The 19,523-nt window shown below is 71.1% G+C and carries 21 protein-coding genes; 8 read left to right on the top strand and 13 right to left on the bottom strand.

Annotation, left to right across the window (positions count from 1 at the left end; genetic code table 11):
* Position 1: 1 nt before the first annotated feature.
* Positions 2 to 955: a hypothetical protein gene (locus tag ACH4F2_RS26865; protein WP_398135315.1), complete on the bottom strand. Its 954-nt coding sequence runs from the start codon at positions 953 to 955 to the stop codon at positions 2 to 4.
* 82 nt (positions 956 to 1,037) lie between these two features.
* Here ACH4F2_RS26865 and ACH4F2_RS26870 point away from each other — a divergent pair, with 82 nt between their 5' ends.
* Both ACH4F2_RS26870 and ACH4F2_RS26875 read left to right on the top strand, forming a co-directional pair.
* The gene (locus tag ACH4F2_RS26870; RefSeq protein ID WP_210962767.1) at positions 1,038 to 1,232 is read left to right on the top strand and encodes a DUF3046 domain-containing protein; all 195 of its coding nucleotides are present in this window, start codon (positions 1,038 to 1,040) and stop codon (positions 1,230 to 1,232) included.
* A 234-nt stretch (positions 1,233 to 1,466) separates the two neighbouring features.
* Positions 1,467 to 2,630: an AI-2E family transporter gene (locus ACH4F2_RS26875; RefSeq protein WP_398135316.1), complete on the top strand. Its 1,164-nt coding sequence runs from the start codon at positions 1,467 to 1,469 to the stop codon at positions 2,628 to 2,630.
* A gap of 216 nt (positions 2,631 to 2,846) precedes the next feature.
* On the opposite strand, the gene ACH4F2_RS26880 is transcribed toward ACH4F2_RS26875, so the two are convergent.
* Positions 2,847 to 3,050, bottom strand: a complete 204-nt coding sequence (locus ACH4F2_RS26880) for a DUF2191 domain-containing protein (RefSeq protein WP_398135317.1) — start codon at positions 3,048 to 3,050, stop codon at positions 2,847 to 2,849.
* A gap of 277 nt (positions 3,051 to 3,327) precedes the next feature.
* Between ACH4F2_RS26880 and recA the strand changes: the two genes are divergently transcribed.
* Complete coding sequence (gene recA, locus ACH4F2_RS26885) at positions 3,328 to 4,455, top strand: recombinase RecA (RefSeq protein ID WP_398135318.1); 1,128 nt, start codon at positions 3,328 to 3,330, stop codon at positions 4,453 to 4,455.
* Positions 4,456 to 4,458: 3 nt separating this feature from the next.
* Complete coding sequence (gene recX, locus ACH4F2_RS26890) at positions 4,459 to 5,346, top strand: recombination regulator RecX (RefSeq protein ID WP_398135319.1); 888 nt, start codon at positions 4,459 to 4,461, stop codon at positions 5,344 to 5,346.
* Between the two features lie 96 nt (positions 5,347 to 5,442).
* Here the strand turns inward: recX and ACH4F2_RS26895 are convergent, their stop codons facing one another.
* The 8 genes from ACH4F2_RS26895 to ACH4F2_RS26930 all read right to left on the bottom strand — a co-directional run bounded on the left by ACH4F2_RS26895 (position 5,443) and on the right by ACH4F2_RS26930 (position 11,973).
* The gene (locus tag ACH4F2_RS26895) at positions 5,443 to 5,835 is read right to left on the bottom strand and encodes a rhodanese-like domain-containing protein (protein ID WP_398135320.1); all 393 of its coding nucleotides are present in this window, start codon (positions 5,833 to 5,835) and stop codon (positions 5,443 to 5,445) included.
* Positions 5,832 to 6,371 carry a cysteine dioxygenase gene (locus tag ACH4F2_RS26900; protein WP_398135321.1) on the bottom strand — a complete coding sequence of 180 codons (540 nt, stop codon included), beginning with the start codon at positions 6,369 to 6,371 and terminating at the stop codon, positions 5,832 to 5,834. The genes ACH4F2_RS26895 and ACH4F2_RS26900 overlap by 4 nt, the downstream gene beginning before the upstream one ends.
* Positions 6,372 to 6,448: 77 nt before the next feature.
* Positions 6,449 to 6,496, bottom strand: a complete 48-nt coding sequence (locus ACH4F2_RS26905) for a hypothetical protein (RefSeq protein WP_359100516.1) — start codon at positions 6,494 to 6,496, stop codon at positions 6,449 to 6,451.
* A gap of 263 nt (positions 6,497 to 6,759) precedes the next feature.
* Positions 6,760 to 8,397 (bottom strand): FAD-dependent monooxygenase, encoded by a 1,638-nt coding sequence (locus tag ACH4F2_RS26910; RefSeq protein ID WP_398135322.1) that lies wholly within the window; start codon positions 8,395 to 8,397, stop codon positions 6,760 to 6,762.
* 176 nt (positions 8,398 to 8,573) lie between these two features.
* Entirely contained in the window at positions 8,574 to 9,470 is an 897-nt protein-coding gene (locus ACH4F2_RS26915; protein ID WP_398135323.1) for an amino acid ABC transporter permease, read from the bottom strand.
* Entirely contained in the window at positions 9,467 to 10,135 is a 669-nt protein-coding gene (locus ACH4F2_RS26920; protein ID WP_398135324.1) for an amino acid ABC transporter permease, read from the bottom strand. The genes ACH4F2_RS26915 and ACH4F2_RS26920 overlap by 4 nt, the downstream gene beginning before the upstream one ends.
* Before the next feature lie 84 nt (positions 10,136 to 10,219).
* Complete coding sequence (locus tag ACH4F2_RS26925) at positions 10,220 to 11,059, bottom strand: glutamate ABC transporter substrate-binding protein (protein ID WP_398135325.1); 840 nt, start codon at positions 11,057 to 11,059, stop codon at positions 10,220 to 10,222.
* A gap of 137 nt (positions 11,060 to 11,196) precedes the next feature.
* Positions 11,197 to 11,973 (bottom strand): amino acid ABC transporter ATP-binding protein, encoded by a 777-nt coding sequence (locus ACH4F2_RS26930; protein WP_398135326.1) that lies wholly within the window; start codon positions 11,971 to 11,973, stop codon positions 11,197 to 11,199.
* Between the two features lie 289 nt (positions 11,974 to 12,262).
* Between ACH4F2_RS26930 and ACH4F2_RS26935 the strand changes: the two genes are divergently transcribed.
* Together ACH4F2_RS26935 and ACH4F2_RS26940 are read left to right on the top strand one after the other, a co-directional pair.
* Positions 12,263 to 12,949, top strand: a complete 687-nt coding sequence (locus tag ACH4F2_RS26935) for a response regulator transcription factor (RefSeq protein WP_398135327.1) — start codon at positions 12,263 to 12,265, stop codon at positions 12,947 to 12,949.
* Between the two features lie 9 nt (positions 12,950 to 12,958).
* Positions 12,959 to 14,410 (top strand): ATP-binding protein, encoded by a 1,452-nt coding sequence (locus ACH4F2_RS26940; protein WP_398135328.1) that lies wholly within the window; start codon positions 12,959 to 12,961, stop codon positions 14,408 to 14,410.
* 5 nt (positions 14,411 to 14,415) lie between these two features.
* Here ACH4F2_RS26940 and ACH4F2_RS26945 read toward each other — a convergent pair whose 3' ends face one another.
* The 3 genes from ACH4F2_RS26945 to ACH4F2_RS26955 all read right to left on the bottom strand — a co-directional run bounded on the left by ACH4F2_RS26945 (position 14,416) and on the right by ACH4F2_RS26955 (position 17,473).
* Complete coding sequence (locus tag ACH4F2_RS26945) at positions 14,416 to 15,414, bottom strand: TAXI family TRAP transporter solute-binding subunit (RefSeq protein WP_398135329.1); 999 nt, start codon at positions 15,412 to 15,414, stop codon at positions 14,416 to 14,418.
* 324 nt (positions 15,415 to 15,738) lie between these two features.
* Complete coding sequence (locus ACH4F2_RS26950; RefSeq protein WP_398135330.1) at positions 15,739 to 16,983, bottom strand: cation:proton antiporter; 1,245 nt, start codon at positions 16,981 to 16,983, stop codon at positions 15,739 to 15,741.
* 4 nt (positions 16,984 to 16,987) lie between these two features.
* Entirely contained in the window at positions 16,988 to 17,473 is a 486-nt protein-coding gene (locus ACH4F2_RS26955; protein WP_398135331.1) for a cation:proton antiporter regulatory subunit, read from the bottom strand.
* A 106-nt stretch (positions 17,474 to 17,579) separates the two neighbouring features.
* Between ACH4F2_RS26955 and ACH4F2_RS26960 the strand changes: the two genes are divergently transcribed.
* Entirely contained in the window at positions 17,580 to 18,761 is a 1,182-nt protein-coding gene (locus tag ACH4F2_RS26960; protein WP_398135332.1) for a HAMP domain-containing sensor histidine kinase, read from the top strand.
* A complete protein-coding gene (locus tag ACH4F2_RS26965) occupies positions 18,761 to 19,420 on the top strand; it encodes a response regulator transcription factor (protein ID WP_055419881.1) in 660 nt (219 codons plus the stop codon). The genes ACH4F2_RS26960 and ACH4F2_RS26965 overlap by 1 nt, the downstream gene beginning before the upstream one ends.
* Positions 19,421 to 19,523: the final 103 nt, after the last annotated feature.

The raw sequence follows: 19,523 nt of genomic DNA on the forward strand, positions 1-19,523 counted from the left end.
GTCAGCCGACGCAGCGGCCGTACGCGCGGAGCGTGCGCAGGGCCTGCAGTGTCACCTCGGGACGGGCTTCCAGCGTGGGGGCGGGTGCCCACTGGTGCCGGCGGACGGGCCAGCCGCCGTCGTCCTCCTGCCCTGCCGCGAGGAAGTCGAGTGAGCGGGCCATCTCGTCGTCCGTGAACCACGCGCGCGCGAGGGAGCGCGGGTGCCTCGCGTAGTCGTGCGGGAAGTGGTGCCCGCCCGGGGCGTAGCCGGGGGAGAGCGGGTATGTGTCGAGGTCGTCCGGGTCCAGCACCGCGAGGCGATGCTCGCGCACCAGGCGGCCCAGTCGACCGGCCGCCGCCTCCGCGCGCGGGCGGTCGGGGGCGGCGTCCAGGAAAGCGACGGCGGCCGTGACCTCGTACGGGTGCGAGGTCCGCAGCGACTCGGTCGCCTGCCAGCAGAAGTCCGTGGCCCGGAACAGCCACGCGTGCCAGACCTCGTTGCGGTGCAGCACGCCGACCACCGGGCCGGTGGCGAGCAGATCGCCGGGCGGATCGTCCACGACCGGCACGAAGGGTGCGCCCGGATACCCGCGGCGGCTGGGAGGGACCGCCGGGAGGGCGCCTTCCGGAGTGGACACGGAGGTCAGATAGCGGCACATCCGCTCCACGCGCTGTCCGCCGCAGCGCCCGACGGCGTCCAGGACGCGCAGTGCGTGCGCGGTGTGCCGCGGCTGGCTGACCGGGCCGCGCAGGTCGGGCTCCAGAGCGTGGCCGTACCCGCCGTCCTCGTTGCGGTAGGCGTCCAGCGCGGTCTCCACCGGACCGGCGTCGCCGCCGCGGAAGTGGTAGGCGAAGAGGCGCTGCTCCAGCACGCGCGCGGTGAGCCACACGAAGTGCTCCGCGCGCGCGAGCGGTGAGTGCGCAGGAGGAGCCGGGGGCGTCGGGGGAGTGGGGGAACTCCGGTTTTCGGCCATGGGTCAGACCGTAGGCCGAAAGGCGGTCTCGGCACCTGCGGTCCGGCTCAGGGCCCACTCCCAGGAGCGGGATACTGGAGTCATGCGGTTGACGGTCTTCTGGGAGCGGATGACGGATCACTTCGGTCCGGGGTACGCCGACACCTTCGCGCGCGATCACGTGATGGCGGAGCTGGGCGGGCGTACGGTGCACGAGGCGCTGGACGCGGGCTGGGACGCCAAGGACGTGTGGCGGGTGGTCTGTACCGTCATGAACGTGCCCCAGGAACAACGCTGATCCGTCATGAACGTGCCATGAAGGCAGCGCTGACCGGTCATGAACGTGTCCCAGGAACAACGCTGATCCATCACGAAGATCACCGGGCGGGACTCCGCTGTCCCTGGCGTGGGCGAGACTTGGTCCGTGGCACCCACTGACGAGACCGGGCAGGCGACCCGGCACGCATCCCCGACCGGTACTACGCCGCCCACCGGGCCCCCCTCCGGCGGCGCCGCCGGGCCGGGTGCACGCATGCCGCGCTGGCTGCCGCGCGCCATGGTGCTGGCCCTCTCGCTCATCGCCGTCTTCCAGTTGGGCAGCTGGGCCTTCCACCAGCTCACCGGCCTGCTGATCAACATTCTCATCGCGTTCTTCCTGGCCCTTGCCATCGAACCCGCGGTGAGCTGGATGGCAGGGCGCGGCCTGCGCCGCGGACTGGCCACGTTCCTCGTGTTCCTCGCCGTGCTGGTCGCCGCCGCGGGGTTCGTCACGCTGCTCGGCTCCATGCTCGCGGGCCAGATCGTCAAGATGGTCGAGGACTTCCCGGAGTACCTCGACTCCGTCATCAACTGGGTCAACGGCCACTTCCACACCGAGCTGAGACGGGTCGACATCCAGGAGGGCCTGCTCCGCTCCGACTGGCTGCGCAACTACGTGCAGAACAGCGCCACGGGCGTCCTGGACGTGTCGGCCCAGGTCCTCGGCGGCCTCTTCCAGATGTTGACGATCCTGCTCTTCTCCTTCTACTTCGCCGCCGACGGCCCCCGGCTGCGGCGCGCGCTCTGCTCCGTCCTGCCGCCTGCCCGGCAGGCCGAGGTGCTGCGCGCGTGGGAGATCGCCGTGGACAAGACCGGCGGCTACCTGTACTCGCGCGGTCTGATGGCGCTGGTCTCCGGCATCGCGCACTACATCGTGCTGGAGGTCCTGGAGGTGCCCTACGCCCCCGCGCTCGCCGTGTGGGTGGGTCTGGTGTCGCAGTTCATCCCCACCATCGGCACCTATCTCGCGGGCGCTCTGCCCATGCTGATCGCCTTCACGGTCAACCCGTGGTACGCGATGTGGGTACTGATCTTCGTGGTGATCTACCAGCAGTTCGAGAACTACGTACTGCAGCCCAAGCTGACGTCCAAGACCGTGGACATCCACCCGGCGGTCGCCTTCGGCTCGGTCGTCGCGGGCGCCGCCCTGCTCGGTGCCGTCGGCGCGCTGATCGCCATCCCGGCGATCGCCACGCTGCAGGCGTTCCTCGGGGCGTACGTCAAGCGTTACGACGTCACGGACGATCCTCGCGTCCACGGACGACGCAACCGCCGGTCGGGGCCCGGGGCACCCACGCGCTTGCGGAAACTGTGGGCCCGGCGACCGGAGCCAGGACGCCCCGGGACGGAGGGGGCCGGAGACGGCGGCTCGCCCTGAGGGCCGCGTTCAGTACGGGAGGCCGGCCCAGGGTGCCGCGCCGGCGAGGGCGGCCGCGCAGCGGCTCGACCTCGGGCCGCGACCCGCTGCCCTCTCCCCGCGCTCCACGGGGAGAGGGGCGGCAGCCAGGCCGGTGCCGGCAGTACCAGGACCCGCGCCGTACGCGGGAAGCAGCCGGGGCGGCCGGTCCCCGACGGACGGCTGCCGGGTGCGGGGTCAGCCGCCCTGCGGTTCCTGCGGCTTGGCGTCGACCTCGCGCAGGTTCCGGTCCGTGAACTCGGTGCGGGTCTCCGTGCGGTGGCCGCGGGCGATGTAATCCCGTACCACCGCCTCGACGGCGTCCTGGGGCGAGCCGATGCCCGCCAGGACCATCACCTCCACCACCAGTTCGGCGTCGAGACTGATGCTGACCTGGGCCATGGTGTCCCCCTCCTCCACGTGGCATCCGCACTCTAGTCACCCGACCACCGGCCCGGCAGACGTACTCTCGGAAGAGCCGTGGTGCGCTTGACACCAAAATCGAACATCCATTCTCATGGAGGCTCTGGCGAGGCTCGTGACGGGTGATTCGACTGGGTTTGGGCCGATAAGTGCCCGAGTTATCCACAGGCCGGACCCGCAGCAGGGTGGATTGTCAGTGGCAGGCATTAGCGTCTTTGACGTGAAGCGATCGAATCAAGCAAACCGGGTGGAACCCATGGCAGGAACCGACCGCGAGAAGGCCCTGGACGCCGCGCTCGCACAGATTGAACGGCAGTTCGGCAAGGGCGCGGTCATGCGCATGGGCGACCGGTCGAAGGAGCCCATCGAGGTCATCCCGACCGGGTCGACCGCGCTCGACGTGGCCCTCGGCGTCGGCGGCCTGCCGCGTGGCCGTGTCATCGAGGTCTACGGTCCCGAGTCCTCCGGCAAGACGACCCTGACCCTGCACGCGGTGGCGAACGCGCAGAAGGCCGGCGGCCAGGTCGCGTTCGTGGACGCGGAGCACGCCCTCGACCCCGAGTACGCGAAGAAGCTCGGCGTCGACATCGACAACCTGATCCTCTCCCAGCCGGACAACGGTGAGCAGGCCCTGGAGATCGTGGACATGCTGGTCCGCTCCGGCGCCCTCGACCTCATCGTCATCGACTCCGTCGCAGCCCTCGTGCCGCGCGCGGAGATCGAGGGTGAGATGGGCGACAGCCATGTCGGTCTGCAGGCCCGCCTGATGAGCCAGGCCCTGCGGAAGATCACCAGTGCGCTCAACCAGTCCAAGACCACCGCCATCTTCATCAACCAGCTCCGCGAGAAGATCGGCGTGATGTTCGGCTCTCCCGAGACCACCACCGGTGGCCGGGCGCTGAAGTTCTACGCCTCGGTGCGGCTCGACATCCGACGCATCGAAACCCTGAAGGACGGCACCGACGCGGTCGGTAACCGCACCCGCGTCAAGGTCGTCAAGAACAAGGTCGCGCCGCCCTTCAAGCAGGCCGAGTTCGACATCCTCTACGGCCAGGGCATCAGCCGTGAGGGTGGCCTGATCGACATGGGCGTGGAGCACGGTTTCGTCCGCAAGGCCGGCGCCTGGTACACGTACGAGGGCGACCAGCTCGGCCAGGGCAAGGAGAACGCGCGCAACTTCCTGAAGGACAACCCCGACCTGGCCAACGAGATCGAGAAGAAGATCAAGGAGAAGCTGGGCGTCGGCGTACGTCCCGAGGAACCGGCCACCGAGCAGGGCGCGGACGCCGCCGCCTCCACCGCTCCGGCCGACGCCGCTCCGGCAGTGCCCGCCCCTGCGACCGCCAAGGCCACCAAGACCAAGGCCGCGGCAGCCAAGAGCTGACCCGTGACACGACGAACCGACTGGGCCGAGTACGCCTACCCGGACAACGCCTCGCGGGGGCGCGAGCGGGGGAGACCGGGTGGCGAAGGCTCCGCCGGGACGGACGCCGGCGCGTACGGGGTGGCGGCGGCCCCGTACGGGACGGACCTGTCCGCCGTCGCGTACGGCACCGCGGACCCCTTCGCGCCGTACGGCGCCGAGGACCCGTACGACGCGGGACCACCCGGTGACGGCGGGGCGCGTCGCGGTGACGGCGGGGCGCGTCGAGCGGGCGGGCGGGACAGTGGAACGGGCGGTGGGCGGGGACGCCGGCTGCGCGGTCGCGCGGAGTCGTCCGGCGAGGACGGAGGCGCCACTTCCTCGTCGAGGGCCGAGAAGGGGGAGCCTCCGCGGGACCCGGTCGAGCAGGCACGGGCGATCTGCTTGCGCCTGCTCACCGGGACCCCGCGCACCCGCAAGCAACTCGCCGACGCGCTGCGCAAGCGTGAGATCCCCGACGAGGCCGCCGAGGAGGTGCTGTCCAGGTTCGAGGAGGTCGGCCTGATCAACGACAGTGCCTTCGCGGAGGCCTGGGTGGAATCCCGGCACCATGGCCGCGGACTGGCCCGGCGAGCCCTCGCCAGGGAGCTGCGGACCAAGGGCGTCGACGCCACGCTCATCGACGCGGCGGTCTCGCAGCTGGACTTCGAGCAGGAGGAGGAGACCGCGCGCGAGCTGGTCGCCCGCAAGCTGCGCGCCACCCGTGGCCTGGACCGTGACAAGCGGCTGCGCCGCCTCGCGGGCATGCTGGCCCGCAAGGGCTACCCCGAGGGCCTGGCCCTGCGGGTGGTCCGCCAGGCGCTGGAGGAGGAGGGCGAGGACACGGAGTTCCTCGGCGACGAGGGAACCTGACCCGGTGCCACGCCGGACCGGCCGACACGACACCAGGGCACGGGCCGGCTCGCCCCGGCCCTCCGGCCCCCCAGCGCTCTGCCCCGGGACGGTCGGCTACGGGCCGGCCACCGGCAGGCCCTCCGCCCGCCATGCCTGGAACCCACCGATCAGATCGGTGGCCCGGTGCAGACCCAGGCGGTGCAGGGACTCCGCCGCCAGACTGGAGGCGTACCCCTCGTCGCACACCACGACAACGCGCAGGTCGTGGCCCGTGGCCTCCGGGAGGCGGTGGCTGCCCCGCGGATCCAGGCGCCACTCCAGTTCGTTGCGCTCGATCACCAGGGCGCCGGGAATCACGCCGTCCCGCGCGCGCAGGGCGGCGTACCGGATGTCGACCAGCAGCGCCGTGCCGGCCTCGGCGGCGTCGTACGCCGCGCGCGGTGCGATCCGCAGGTATCCGCTGCGCACCCGCTCCAGTAGAACGTCGATTCCGATCGGCTCGCTCACTGCCAGTCCTGCGGGCGTTCGACCTGCTCCAGGCGCAGGGTCTGCCCGCTGCGGCTGTAGCGGCGGATCTGCGGCAGGGGCGGGTAGTAGGCGTGTACGGAGACCGCGTGCCGGTCGGGTGACTCGTTGAGTACCTCGTGCACGTGGTGCCGGCCGAACGCACGTCCCTTGCCGGCGGGCAGCCGGCGTTCCCGGTCCACCCCGTCGGTGAGTTCCAGGGTCTTCCAGCCGTCAGTGGGCAGCCGGGCGGCGAGTGCGTTCTCGGTGAGCTCGCCCGCGGCGGTCAGGAAGGCGCCCACGGACTCGGCGTGGTCGTGCCAGCCGGTGCCGGTGCCGGGCGGCCAGCCGATCAGCCAGGCCTCGCTGCCGCCCGGTCCGGCCAGCCGCACCCAGGTGCGGCCCTCCGGGTCGAGGGGGAGGGAGGCGATCAGGTCGGCGTCGGCGGCCGTACGCCGTACGAAGTCGAGGAGTTCGTCCTGAGTGGGCGCGGCCGTGGCGGCGGAGGAACGGGCAGGAGCAGGGGAGGACACAGACACGGATACCGTCCTGGAGTTTCGCGAGGGAGCGCGCGATGCCACATCCGAGCGGCACGCGCGAAGAAAGAGAGGCGAATTCAGCAGGACGGGCGACACATGCAGCCCGCATAGCGGACGAGGTCCATATGGACCCTCCGCCACAGGCGCACACAGGTGTCGGGCACGATCGGGAGTACACCACGGCGGTGTGGGCCGGTCAACTCACCGTCACCATACGGACAGTCCCGGGCCCCGCAGTCGGCCTCGGGCAACCACAGTCAGCAGCCGGCAGCCGCGTGGCAGCAGCCGGCAGCCGCGTGGCAGCAGCCGGCAGCCGCGTGGCAGCAGCCGGCAGCCGTGTGGCGACAGCCGGCCGCCACGAGCCTCCCGGGAGTACCCGGACGGCAGGTCAGCGGGACCCTGCCGCGGCTCCCGCCCCCGCCTCCTTCTCCGTGGCCTCCGTGTCTGGCGAGGCCCCCGCCGTCGCTCCGCCCAGTGCCGCCTCCGCTGCCGCGTACAGGTCGGCCGGGCGCACCCCGTTCAGCGCCGTGACCAGGTGGCCGTCGGGCCGTACCAGCAGCACCGTGTGGGCCGCGGCCCCCGGATAGGCCTCGGCGACCAGCAGCTCGGCATGGAGGGGCAGCGCCGTCACCGCCGCCGCCAGCCGGGGCATGATCCCGGCGGTCACCCAGTGCTTGCGGTCCCACACACCCGTGCCCGGCGCGATCAGCAGCACCAGCAGTGCCCCGCGCCCGAGCCGGTCGCGCAGCCGCACGAACGTGCCGTCCTCCGCCGTGACCCGCACGTCCGTGACGGGCGCCCCGGGCGGTGTGCCGACGGGCACCTCCCCGGCGAGTTGCCCGGGCGCGAGCGGCGAGTCGGCGTACGCACCCGGCGCAGCGAGCGCTCCGCGCCCCAGGTGGCCCTCCGCGAGCAGTGCGTCGTTGCCGCGGGTCGAGCCGGGGACGTAGGAACGCAGGCCCCCGCCGCCCCGCAGCAGCGGCAGGAGCTGGTCGGCGGCGCGCAGCCGTGCGGCGATCGCCGTGCGCCGCTCCGTCTGGTAGCTGTCGAGCAGTGCCTCGCGCGGCCCGTGATGCCAGGCCAGGGCCAGTTTCCAGGCGAGGTTGTCGGCGTCCAGCAGCCCCTCCTCGAGCCCCTGGGTGCCCAGCGCGCCCAGCAGGTGGGCCGCGTCCCCGGCGAGGAGTACGCGGCCCACCCGCCAGCGGCGGGCCAGCCGGTGGTGGACGGTGTGGACTCCGGTGTCGAGGAGTTCGTACGACGGGGCCGTCCCGCCGCCCCACCCGGTGAGGGTCTCGCGGACCCGGTTGACCAGCAGTTCGGGCGTGACCAGGTCCTTGCCGGGGGGAAGCAGCCAGTCCAGGCGCCACACGCCGTCCGGCAGGGGGCGGCCGACGATCTCGCCGGCCGACGGTCCGGACGTACGCCACGGCGGCATCCGGTGGAGCAACGCCTCGTCGGTCCAGGGGAGTTCCGTGCGCAGTGCGGCGACGGCGTATCGTTCCACCGCCGTACGGCCGGGGAAGCGGATGTCCTGGAGCTTGCGGACGGTCGAGCGGGGGCCGTCGCAGCCGACCAGGTAACTGCCGCGCCACCAGGTCCCGCTGGGGCCGCGGGTGTGGACCGTGACGCCGGAGGTCTCCTGCTCGATACCGTCCACGCGGCTGTCGACCGCGATCCTGACGAGCGGCTCGTGGCGGAGCGCCGTGCGCAGGACGCCGGTCAGCTCGTGCTGGGCGATGTGCAGTGGCGCCGGGTCGGTCTCGCCGAAAACGACCTCGCGCGTCACCTGCTTGCGCCGCATCGACCGCCATCCGGCCCAACGGACCCCCGGCCCCGCCAGCGGTGTGCCGGTCAGCCGCTCGACGACGGCGACGGCGTCCTCGCGCAGGACTACGGTGCGCGCGGGACGCGGGTCGTCCTTGCCCGGCCCTTCGTCGAGGACGACACAGGGCACCTCCTGCCGCGCCAGCGCCAGGGCGAGCGTGAGCCCGACGGGCCCCGCTCCGGCGATGATCACCGGGTCCACGGCGCGGCGCCCCCTGCCCGTGGCGGTGTCCCGGGGGACGCAGGTGAACAGGACGTTGGAGCAGGGTGCACGGTCACAGAACGTATGCAACCTATTGCCGCCGCTTGCGTCAAGCGACGGAGGCAGTGGCGATCACGCCACTGCCTCCGTTGATGGTCATACGAGGTGACCGAGTGTCAGGAGGCTCCACCGGTGCCGGTCGCGTCGGTTCCGGCGATGCCGGCGTCGTCGGCCTTGAGTACCGCACCGGTCGACTTCTTGGCCCGCCGCAGCCGGCGCTCCAGCCAGCTCGCGAAACTGGTGAGGGCGAAGTTGAGCGCGATGTAGATCACGGCGACCACGGTGAAGCTGGCGATCACGTTGGCACCGTAGTAGCCGCTCATCGTGTTGGCCGACGCGAGCAGCTCGGGGAAGGTGAGGACCGCACCGCCGAGCGCGGTGTCCTTGAGGATCACGACGAGCTGGCTGACGATGGCCGGGAGCATGGTGGTGACTGCCTGCGGCAGCAGGATCAGCCTCATCGACTGGCCCTTGCTCAGCCCGATCGCCATCGCGCCTTCGGCCTGGCCCTTGGGCAGCGCCAGGATGCCCGCCCGGACGATCTCCGCTAGGACGGAGGCGTTGTACAGCACCAGGCCCGTGACGACTGCGTACAGCGGACGGTCGTCCGAGCTGACATTGGTGTACTCGGCGAACAGGGCGAGGCCGAAGATCATCAGGACCAGCACGGGGATGGACCGGAAGAACTCGACCACGACCGCGACCGGCATCCGCACCCACGCGTGGTCCGACAGCCGGGCGATGCCCAGCACGGCACCGAGCGGCAGGGCGATGACCATCGAGAGAGCCGCTGCCTTCAGGGTGTTCTGCAGCCCCGGCCAGATGTACGTCGACCAGGGCTCGTCACTGGTGAAGAACATCTCCCATTTCGCCCAGTCGAGCTGGCCCTTGTCGTCGAGGGTCTTGTAGACCCACCACAGCAGAGCCACTGCGGCGACCAGGGATACGGCCGTGAGCAGGATGTTGCGCCGCTTGGCGCGTGGGCCCTGGGCGTCGTAGAGAACGGAGCTCATCGCTTCACCGCCACCTTCTTGCCCACCCAGCCGAGAATGAGGCCGGTCGGCAGCGTCAGAACCACGAAGCCGAAGGCGATGATCGCGGAGATCAGCAGCAGCTGTGCCTCGTTCTCGATCATGTCCTTCATCAGTGCCGCCGCTTCGGCGACGCCAATGGCGGCGGCCACCGTGGTGTTCTTGATGAGCGCGATCAGTACGTTGGCCAGGGGGACGACCGAGGAGCGGAACGCCTGCGGGAGCACCACCAGCCGGAGGACCTGACCGAAGCTCAGGCCGATGGCCCGGGCAGCCTCCGCCTGACCGACGGGCACCGTGTTGATGCCGGAGCGCAGCGCCTCGCACACGAACGACGACGTGTACAGGATCAGGGAGAGGACAGCGAGCCGGAAGTTGGTCGTCTCGAAGTCGCCCTCGGCACCGAGGTGGATACCAAGGGTCTGGCTCAGGCCCAGCGACGAGAAGAGAATGATCACTGTCAGCGGGATGTTCCGCACGATGTTCACGTACGCGGTCCCGAAGCCGCGCATCAACGGCACCGGGCTGACGCGCATGGCGGCCAGCAGGGTGCCCCAGATCAGGGAGCCGACGGCCGACAGCACAGCGAGCTGCACTGTCGTCCAGAAGGCTCCCAGCAGGTCGTAATCCTGAAGAAAGTCGAACACGATCTCCCGCGCTTCCGCGTGTAGGGATGCCCGCCCCGGTGCGCCGCCCCTTCCGGAGGGCGGCGCACCCTGTCAGGCCCGGCCTCAGCTCTTGATGTCACCGATCTTCGGCGCGGGCTCGTTCTTGTAGTTGGCCGGCCCGAAGTTGTCCTTCACGGCCGTCTCCCAGGCACCGTCGGTGAACATGGCCTCGAGCGCGTCGTTGATCTTGGCCTTGAGGTCGCTGCCCTTCTTGACGCCGATGCCGTAGTTCTCGTTGGTCAGCTTGAAGCCGCCCAGCTTGAACTTGCCCTTGAACTGATCCTGGGAGGCGTAGCCGGCGAGGATCGAGTCGTCGGTGGTCAGCGCGTCGATGGCGCCGGTCTGCAGACCGTTCAGGCAGGCGGAGTACGTCGGGTAGTTCTGCAGCTGCGCCTTGGGCGCCAGCTTGTCCTTGACGTTCTGCGCCGAGGTCGAGCCGGTGACCGAGCAGAGCTTGGCGTCGTTCAGGTCCTCCGGCGACTTGATCTTGTCGTCGTCGGCGCGGATCAGCACGTCCTGGTGGGCCAGCAGGTAGGGGCCGGCGAAGTCGACCTTCTCCTCGCGCTTGGGCGTGATCGAGTACGTCGCGGCGATGAAGTCGACGTCGCCGCGCTGCAGCATGGTCTCGCGGTCGGCGCTCTTCGACTCCTTCCACTCGATCTGGTCCTCGGCGTAGCCGAGCTTCTTGGCGACGTACGTGGCGACGTCGACGTCGAAGCCCTCGTAGCCGTCCGGGGTCTTCTGGCCGAGGCCGGGCTGGTCGAACTTGATGCCGATGGTGATCTTCTTGCCGCCGCCACCGGAGGAGCCGCTGTCGTCTCCGTCGTCGGAGCCGCACGCGGTGGCGGTCAGGGCGAGGGCGAGCACGGCGGCCGAGGCGGCGGTGACCTTGCGGAGCTTCATGGTGAACATCCTTTGGCTGTGATCGAGCTGTGATCGAACTGCGATCGGACGATCAGAGGATCAAGTGATCGGATGCGGCCGACGGGGGTGGGCCGCCAGGGCGGGCGACGCAGAACGCCGGAGCCGCGCCGGGAGCGTCAGTGGTGCAGGATCTTCGACAGGAAGTCCTTGGCGCGGTCACTGCGCGGGTTGCTGAAGAACTGGTCCGGCGTGGCCTCTTCGACGATGCGGCCGTCTGCCATGAACACCACGCGGTTGGCCGCCGACCGGGCGAAGCCCATCTCGTGCGTGACCACGATCATGGTCATGCCGTCCTCGGCGAGCTGCTTCATGACCTCCAGGACCTCGTTGATCATCTCGGGGTCGAGAGCCGACGTCGGCTCGTCGAAGAGCATGACCTTCGGGTCCATGGCCAGCGCCCGCGCGATGGCGACGCGCTGCTGCTGACCGCCGGAGAGCTGCGCGGGGTACTTGTCCGCCTGGGCGCTCACGCCGACGCGGTCGAGCAGCGCGCGGGCCTTCTCCTCGGCCTTCTTCGCGTCGATCTTGCGGACCTTGACCTGGCCCAGGGTCACGTTCTCGAGCACGGTCTTGTGCGCGAAGAGATTGAAGGACTGGAAGACCATGCCGACGTCGGCCCGCAGCCTCGCGAGCTCCTTGCCCTCCGCGGGCAGGGGCTTGCCGTCGATCGTGATCGAACCTGAGTCGATGGTCTCCAGGCGGTTGATGGTGCGGCACAGGGTGGACTTACCGGACCCGGAGGGCCCGATGACCACGACGACCTCGCCGCGGGTGATCGTCAGGTCGATGTCCTGGAGCACGTGCAACGCGCCGAAGTGCTTGTTGACACTCTTCAGGACGACCAGTTCGCCGGTCGCGGCCACATCTTCCTTGGCCACCGATACTTCGGTCATCGCTCTCGGGCTCCGTCCTCCTCGGTTTCGGAGGACAGTAGTAAGGGGGAGCGACCTGCGTCTCTACATCTGAGGGGAATCTGAGCATCACGATCCGATAGCAATCGGACACGAGTCGTAGCACTTGTGAGCAGGGCGCATATCGGCCGGATAACTTCGAGCGGCCGCAACCGGAACCCTCTTGACGCCGTCCCCCTCGATCGGCGTCACTGCACAAGGTGCACGCGCGCGCGGCACGTGTCTTTCTAGCCGTCCCGAGCGTACGGCCGATGAACCGAAGGAGGCCCGGATGAGACTGCTGCTCGTCGAGGACGACAACCACGTAGCCGCCGCCCTGTCCGCGATCCTCGCGCGTCACGGCTTCGACGTCACCCATGCGCGCAACGGCGAGGAAGCACTCCAGGCGCTCGTCCCCGAAGGCGACTCCTTCGGCGTGGTCCTGCTCGACCTCGGCCTGCCCGACCAGGACGGCTACGAGGTCTGCGGCAAGATCCGCAAGCGCACCAGCACCCCGGTCATCATGGTCACCGCCCGCGCCGACGTCCGCTCCCGCATCCACGGCCTCAACCTCGGCGCCGACGACTACGTGGTCAAGCCGTACGACACCGGCGAGCTGCTCGCCCGCATCCACGCCGTCAGCCGGCGCACCGCCCACGAGGACGCCCCCGGGAGCGCCGAGACCGTGGTCCGCCTCGGAGCGGTGCGCATCGAACTGTCGACGCGCCAGGTCAGCGTGGAAGGTTCGGTCGTCCAGCTCACCCGCAAGGAGTTCGACCTGCTCGCCCTGCTCGCACAGCGCCCCGGAGTCGTCTTCCGCCGGGAGCAGATCATCAGCGAGGTGTGGCGCACCAGCTGGGAGGGGACCGGGCGCACGCTGGAGGTGCATGTCGCCTCCCTGCGCGCCAAGCTGCGCATGCCGGCGCTCATCGAGACCGTCCGCGGCGTCGGCTACCGCCTCGTCGCCCCCACCGGGTAGCGGGGCCGGGTGAGCACCCGTCTGCTCCCGCTGCTCATCGTCCTGATGGCGGCCGTACTGCTCGCGCTCGGCGTTCCGCTCGGCGTCAGCGTCGCCCGCGCGGAGCAGCAGAAGGTCGTCATCGACCGCATCGACGACACGGCACGCTTCGCCGCGCTCGCCCAGTTCGTCACCGAGGACGTGCCGGGCGGCTCGCGCCGGACGACCACGGACGAACGCCTGGAGACCCTGCAGACCGAGCTCACCAGCTACTACGAGGTCTACGGCATCAAGGCGGGCGTTTTCTACCGCAACCACATTCCGATGGCCAACGCGCCCACGACCTGGTTCCTGCCCGAGGCGGGCGAGGTGCGCGACAGCTTCGACGAGGCGCTGCTCAGCCGCCGCAGCCACGACCCGCAGCAGGTGTGGCCCTGGGAGGACGGCCGGCTCGTGGTCGCCTCGCCGGTCATCCGGGACGGGGACGTGGTCGCGGTCGTGGTCACCGACTCGCCCACCGACTCGATGCGGTCACGCACCCTGCGCGGCTGGCTGGTCATCGGCGCCGGAGAGATCGCCGCGATGCTGCTCGCCGTCGGCGCCGCGCTCCGGCTGACCGGCTGGGTGCTCAGACCGGTACGCGTCCTGGACGCCACGACCCACGACATCGCCACCGGGCGGCTCAAGTCCCGGGTCGCGCCGGCCGGGGGACCGCCGGAGCTCAGACGACTGGCCCGGTCGTTCAACGAGATGGCGGACCATGTGGAAGACGTGCTGGAGCAGCAGCGCGCCTTCGTCGCCGACGCCTCGCACCAGCTGCGCAACCCCCTCGCGGCACTGCTGCTGCGCATCGAACTGCTCGCTCTCGAACTCCCCGAGGGCAACGAGGAGATCGCCTCCGTCCAGACCGAGGGCAAACGTCTCGCCCGGGTCCTGGACGACCTGCTCGACCTGGCGCTGGCCGAGCACAGCCAGGCCGACCTGAAGGTCACCGACATCGGCGCGCTGGCCGCCGAGCGGCTGGCGGCCTGGTCCCCGACGGCCGACGCCAAGGGCGTACGGCTGGAGGGGGACTGCCCGCCGACCACGGGCTGGGCCGACCCCGTGACGCTGTCCAGCGCCCTGGACGCGGTCATCGACAACGCGCTGAAGTTCACGCCGGTCGACGAGACCGTCCGCCTCACGGTGGCGTCCACGGGCAACGCCGCGACTGTCGTCGTCACCGACAACGGCCCCGGGCTGACCGACGAGGAGCTCGCGCGCGTGGGTGACCGTTTCTGGCGCAGTGGCCGGCACCAGAACATCAAGGGCTCCGGCCTCGGCCTGTCCATCTGCCGGGCACTGCTCGCGGCGGGCGACGGCTCGATCTCCTTCGGCCACCACGAACCGCACGGCCTCGAGGTGACGGTCACGGTGCCGAGGACGGGGCCGGCGCCGGAGCCGGGAGGGCGGATGGAACCGGGCGGGCGGAAGAAGCCGTAGCAGCCCTACGGCTTCACCGACCGGTAGTAGCGCCGGGCACCCTCGTGCAGTTCCAGCGGCGCGGTGTAGATCGCGGTGCGCAGGTCCACCAGCTGCGCGGAGTGGACGGTCGCCCCGATGCCGTCGCGGCTGTCGAGCACCGTCCTGGTCAGCCACTCGGTGAGCCTCGGATCCATGTCCGCGCGTGTCACCAGCAGGTTGGACACCGCCATCGTGGGCACCACGGAACCGTTCTGCACGGTGGGGTAGGCCGACTCCGGCATGTTGGTGGTGCGGTAGTAGCGGGTCGCGCCGCCGGATTCGTGCAGCTTGGTGACGAGGTCCTCGCCGATCGGCACGAACCGGAAGTCGGAGGTCTCCGCGATCTGCTTGAGCCCGTCCGTCGGCACCCCACCCGACCAGAAGAACGCGTCGAGCTGGTCGCCCAGCCGCCCGGGGCCGGTGTCGATCCCGTCCGCACGGGGCGTGATGTCCTCCTCCGGGTCGATGCCCACGGCCTTCAGCAGCCGGGTGGCGATCAGCCGTACGCCGGAGTTCGGCAGCCCGATGGCCACTCGCTTGCCGCGCAGGTCGGCGACGGTCTGGATGTCCGAGTCGCCCGGCACCACCAGCTGTACGTAGTCGTCGTAGAGGCGGGTGACACCGCGCAGTTCCTCGGCGCCGGGACGGCCGGCGATCTTGTACGTCTCCACCGCGTCGGCCGCGGCGATCGTGAAGTCGGCCTCTCCGGACGCCACCCGCCCGACGTTCTCCTGCGAGCCCGCGCTGGTCATCAGCCGCACCTTCAGGTCCGGCATGTCTTTGCGCAGCTCGGTGCGCAGCAGCTCGCCGTACTTCTGGTAGACCCCCGCGTGGGTGCCCGTGCTGAAGGTGATCGTGCCGCCCGGCGGCTCCTCGCCCAGTGGCAGCAGCCACCACAGCAGCAGCCCGAGGGCGACGGCACCGGCGACCGCGCCCCGGACGGCGGCCCGGCGCCTGCCGATACGGGAGAGCAGCGTGGACATGGGCGCGATCCTGCCAGCCCGCAACCCCGCTGACCAGGGCCGAGCTCACACGGCGCCTGTTCAGGCGCGCGGGACCGGGTTGCGGGTGACGCTCGCCACGACGTTGCCGCAGCCGCGCTGCCACGTGGGTACGGCGGCACGTGGGTACGGCGCCGCGTGGGTACGGCCTGACATGCCGGCGCGTCGACGCGGTGGCCCGCGCCGCGCCTCCGCGTGCGTGCCCGCGGTCTCCATGTCGCCGCAGGACGATACGACGACCCCGGCACCTGCGTGCCGGGGTCGTGTCGCAGCCGGCACCTTGCGCCGGGCCGGGGCATGCCGGGGTCAGTCGCCCACCGACGCCTCCGCCCCCGCAGTGCGGGGCGTCCCGCCGCCCCCCTCGGGAACACCGCCGCCGGGGCGGTCGGGATTGTCGCGGCGGCGGAAGAGACGGCTCGCCAGCGGTTCGGTGAAGCGGGCGGTGAGGGGACCGAGGACGACCAGGATGAGGACGTAGGCCGTGGCCAGGGGTCCCAGGGACGGTTCGATGCCGGCCGAGACCGCGAGGCCCGCGATGACGATCGAGAACTCGCCGCGGGCCACCAACGCACCGCCCGTCCGCCAGCGGCCCTTGACGGAGATCCCGGCGCGCCGCGCCGCCCAGTACCCGGTGGCGATCTTCGTCACCGCGGTGAGCAGCGCCAGCGCGAGCGCGGGCAGCAGGACCGGCGGAATGCTGGCCGGATCGGTGTGCAGCCCGAAGAAGACGAAGAAGACCGCGGCGAACAGGTCCCGCAGCGGACTCAGAAGCGTGTGCGCGCCCTCCGCGACCTCCCCGGACAGAGCGATTCCCACGAGGAACGCCCCCACCGCGGCCGACACCTGGAGCTGCTGCGCGACGCCGGCGACCAGGATCGTCAGACCCAGCACCACCAGCAGCAGCTTCTCGGGGTCGTCACTGGAGACGAACCGCGAAATGAGACGGCCGTAGCGCACCGCCACGAACAGCACCAGACCCGCCGCGGCCAGCGCCACCGCCAGCGTGATGCTCCCCGTCATCAGCCCGGCACCGGCGACCAGGGCCGTGACGATCGGCAGGTACACCGCCATCGCCAGGTCTTCCAGGACCAGCACGCTCAGGATCACCGGGGTCTCCCGGTTGCCGACGCGGCCGAGATCTCCGAGTACCTTGGCGATGACCCCGGACGACGATATCCACGTCACCCCGGCCAGTACGACGGCGGCCACCGGGCCCCAGCCCATCAGCAGCGCGGCCACCGCCCCCGGCACCGCGTTGAACGCGCAGTCGACGAGGCCGGCCGGATAGTGGGACTTGAGGTTGGTGACCAGGTCACCGGCCGTGTATTCGAGGCCCAGCATCAGCAGCAGGAGGATGACGCCGATCTCGGCGCCGGTGGCGACGAACTCCTCGCTCGCGCCCAGCGGCAGCAGCCCGCCCTCGCCGAACGCCAGACCGGCCAGCAGGTACAGCGGGATGGGGGAGAGGCGGTACCGGCCGGCGAACCGGCCGAGCAGCCCGAGTCCCAGGATGATGGAGCCGAACTCGATCAGCAGAACCGCGGAGTGCACCGGCTCACTCCTGCCCGAGTATCGTCGCGGCCGCGTCGACGCCCTCGCGGGTGCCGATGACGATCAGAGTGTCACCACCCACCAGACGGAAGTCCGGCGCCGGCGACGGAATGGCCTCGGCCCGCCGCAGCACCGCGACGATCGACGCGCCGGTCTCGGTCCGCATGCACGTCTCGCCCAGCAGCCGACCGTTCCAGCGGGACGTCGCGGCCACCTCGATGCGCTCGGCGACCAGCCCGAGAGCCGTGGTGTAGAGCAGGTTCGCGCTGTGGTGGGACGGCTTCAGCGCGTCGATCAGCGCGCCCGCCTCCGAGGCGGCCAGGCGGAGCGAGTGCGCGCAGGAATCGGGGTCGTCGGCCCGGTACACGTTCACCGTCCGGGCGCCGTCGCGGTGTGCCACCACCGACAGATGGCGGTGTTCGCGGGTCACCAGGTCGTACTGGACCCCGATACCCGGCAGCGGCGTCGCCCTCAGGCGTGGAGCTGACACGAGCTTTCCCCTCATTCATTCGTCCTGCGTCTCTTGCTGCGCTTCGGGCACGTACGTGACGTGCTCGCGGCCTCGCCATGCTGTCATCCACACGTACGGTGGCGATATGGGTGTCGTGACGGATATACGCAGCCGGGCGCGGGCGGCGAAGCTGGTTGCGGCAGTGTCGTGGACGAAGGCAGGGAGGAGCGGGAAGAGGACCGTGTCGCTGTTCTGGCGGATCTTCCTGCTCAACGCCGCGGGTCTGGTCGTCGCCACCGCACTCCTGCTGGGACCGGTCACCGTGTCGACGCCTGTGCTGGCCGGCGAGGCGCTGGTACTGCTGGCCGGCCTCGCGGCGCTGCTGGCCGGCAACGCCGTCGTCCTGCGCATAGGACTCACCCCGCTGCACCGGCTCGGCCGGGCCATGGCCACCGCCGACCTGCTGGTGCCCGGCGCCCGGCCGCCGGTCTCCGGGCCGGCCGAGGCGGCCCAGCTGATCGCGACGTACAACACGATGCTGGACCGGCTCCAGGCGGAACGCGCCGCGGGCGCCGGCCGCGCGCTGCAGGCCCAGGAAGGGGAACGCCGGCGCATCGCCCGCGAGCTCCACGACGAGGTGGGCCAGACCCTCACCGCCGTCCTCCTCCAGCTCAAGCGCGTCGCCGACCGGGTGCCGGGGGAGCTGCGCGAGGAGGTGTCCGTGGCGCAGGAGGCCACCCGGGCCGGCCTCGACGAGGTCCGCCGCATCGCGCGCCGTCTGCGCCCCGGCGTCCTGGAGGAGCTCGGCCTCGCCAGTGCCCTGCGCTCACTCGCCGTCGAGTTCACCCACCACGGGCTGACGGTCCACCACCATGTCCCCGGCGACCTGCCCCCGCTCGCCCCGGAGGCGGAACTCGTGATCTACCGGGTCGCCCAGGAGGGCCTGACCAACACCGCCCGCCACGCCGCAGCCGACCGCGCGGAGCTCAGCCTCCGCCCACTGCCCGACGGCGTCGAACTGCTCCTGCGCGACAACGGCGCCGGCCTCGGCGACGCCCCCGAGGGCGCCGGAATCCGCGGCATGCGCGAACGGGCCCTGCTGATAGGAGCCGAGATCCACTTCCAGTCCGCCCCCGGCCGGGGCACCGACGTACGCCTGCGCGTCCCAGCCCCGCCGGGAGACCGAACCGGAAACCGGGCGGGGGGCGCGGTCGGGACCCAGTCCGTGGAGCGGACCAGGGGTGACGCGGTCGGGACCCAGTCCGAAGACCGAACCAGGGACGCGGTCGGGGACCGGTCCCCAGACCGAACCGGAGACCGCCCCTGATGCCCGCCCGGCCCCCGATCCGCGTCCTGCTCGCCGACGACCACACCCTCGTACGCCGCGGAGTCCGCCTCATTCTGGACGGCGAACCGGACCTGACCGTCGTCGCCGAGGCCGGGGACGGTGCCGAGGCCGTCGCGGCGGCGCGGGCCACCGAGGTCGACCTGGCCGTCCTGGACGTCGCCATGCCCCGCATGACCGGCCTCCAAGCGGCCCGCGAGCTCTCCCGCCGCCTGCCCGAGCTGCGGATCCTCATCCTGACCATGTACGACAACGAGCAGTACTTCTTCGAGGCCCTCAAGGCCGGTGCCTGCGGTTACGTCCTCAAGTCCGTCGCCGACCGCGACCTGGTCGAGGCATGCAGGGCGGCCGTGCGTGACGAACCCTTCATCTACCCGGGCGCCGAACGGGCCCTGGTCCGCTCCTACCTGGACCGTCTGCACAGTGGCGGCGGCCTGCCCGAGCGGCCCATCACCGAACGCGAGGAGGAGATCCTCAAGCTCGTCGCCGAGGGGCACACGTCCAAGGAGATCGGTGAGCTGCTGTTCATCAGCGCCAAGACCGTCGAACGCCACCGCGCCAACCTTCTCCAGAAGCTCGGCGTCCGCGACCGCCTGGAACTCACCCGGTACGCGATCCGCGCGGGCCTCATAGAGCCCTGACCACCAGCGACGGCCCCCGGCTCCGGCCGGCCCCGGCCGGCCCCGCCCCCGGTTGTCCACAGGCGGCCCGGGCCATCGCCGCCGACCGCCTACCCTTATGGCC

It is taken from the genome of Streptomyces sp. NPDC017890 (genome assembly GCF_044328675.1).
Taxonomy (GTDB): domain Bacteria; phylum Actinomycetota; class Actinomycetes; order Streptomycetales; family Streptomycetaceae; genus Streptomyces.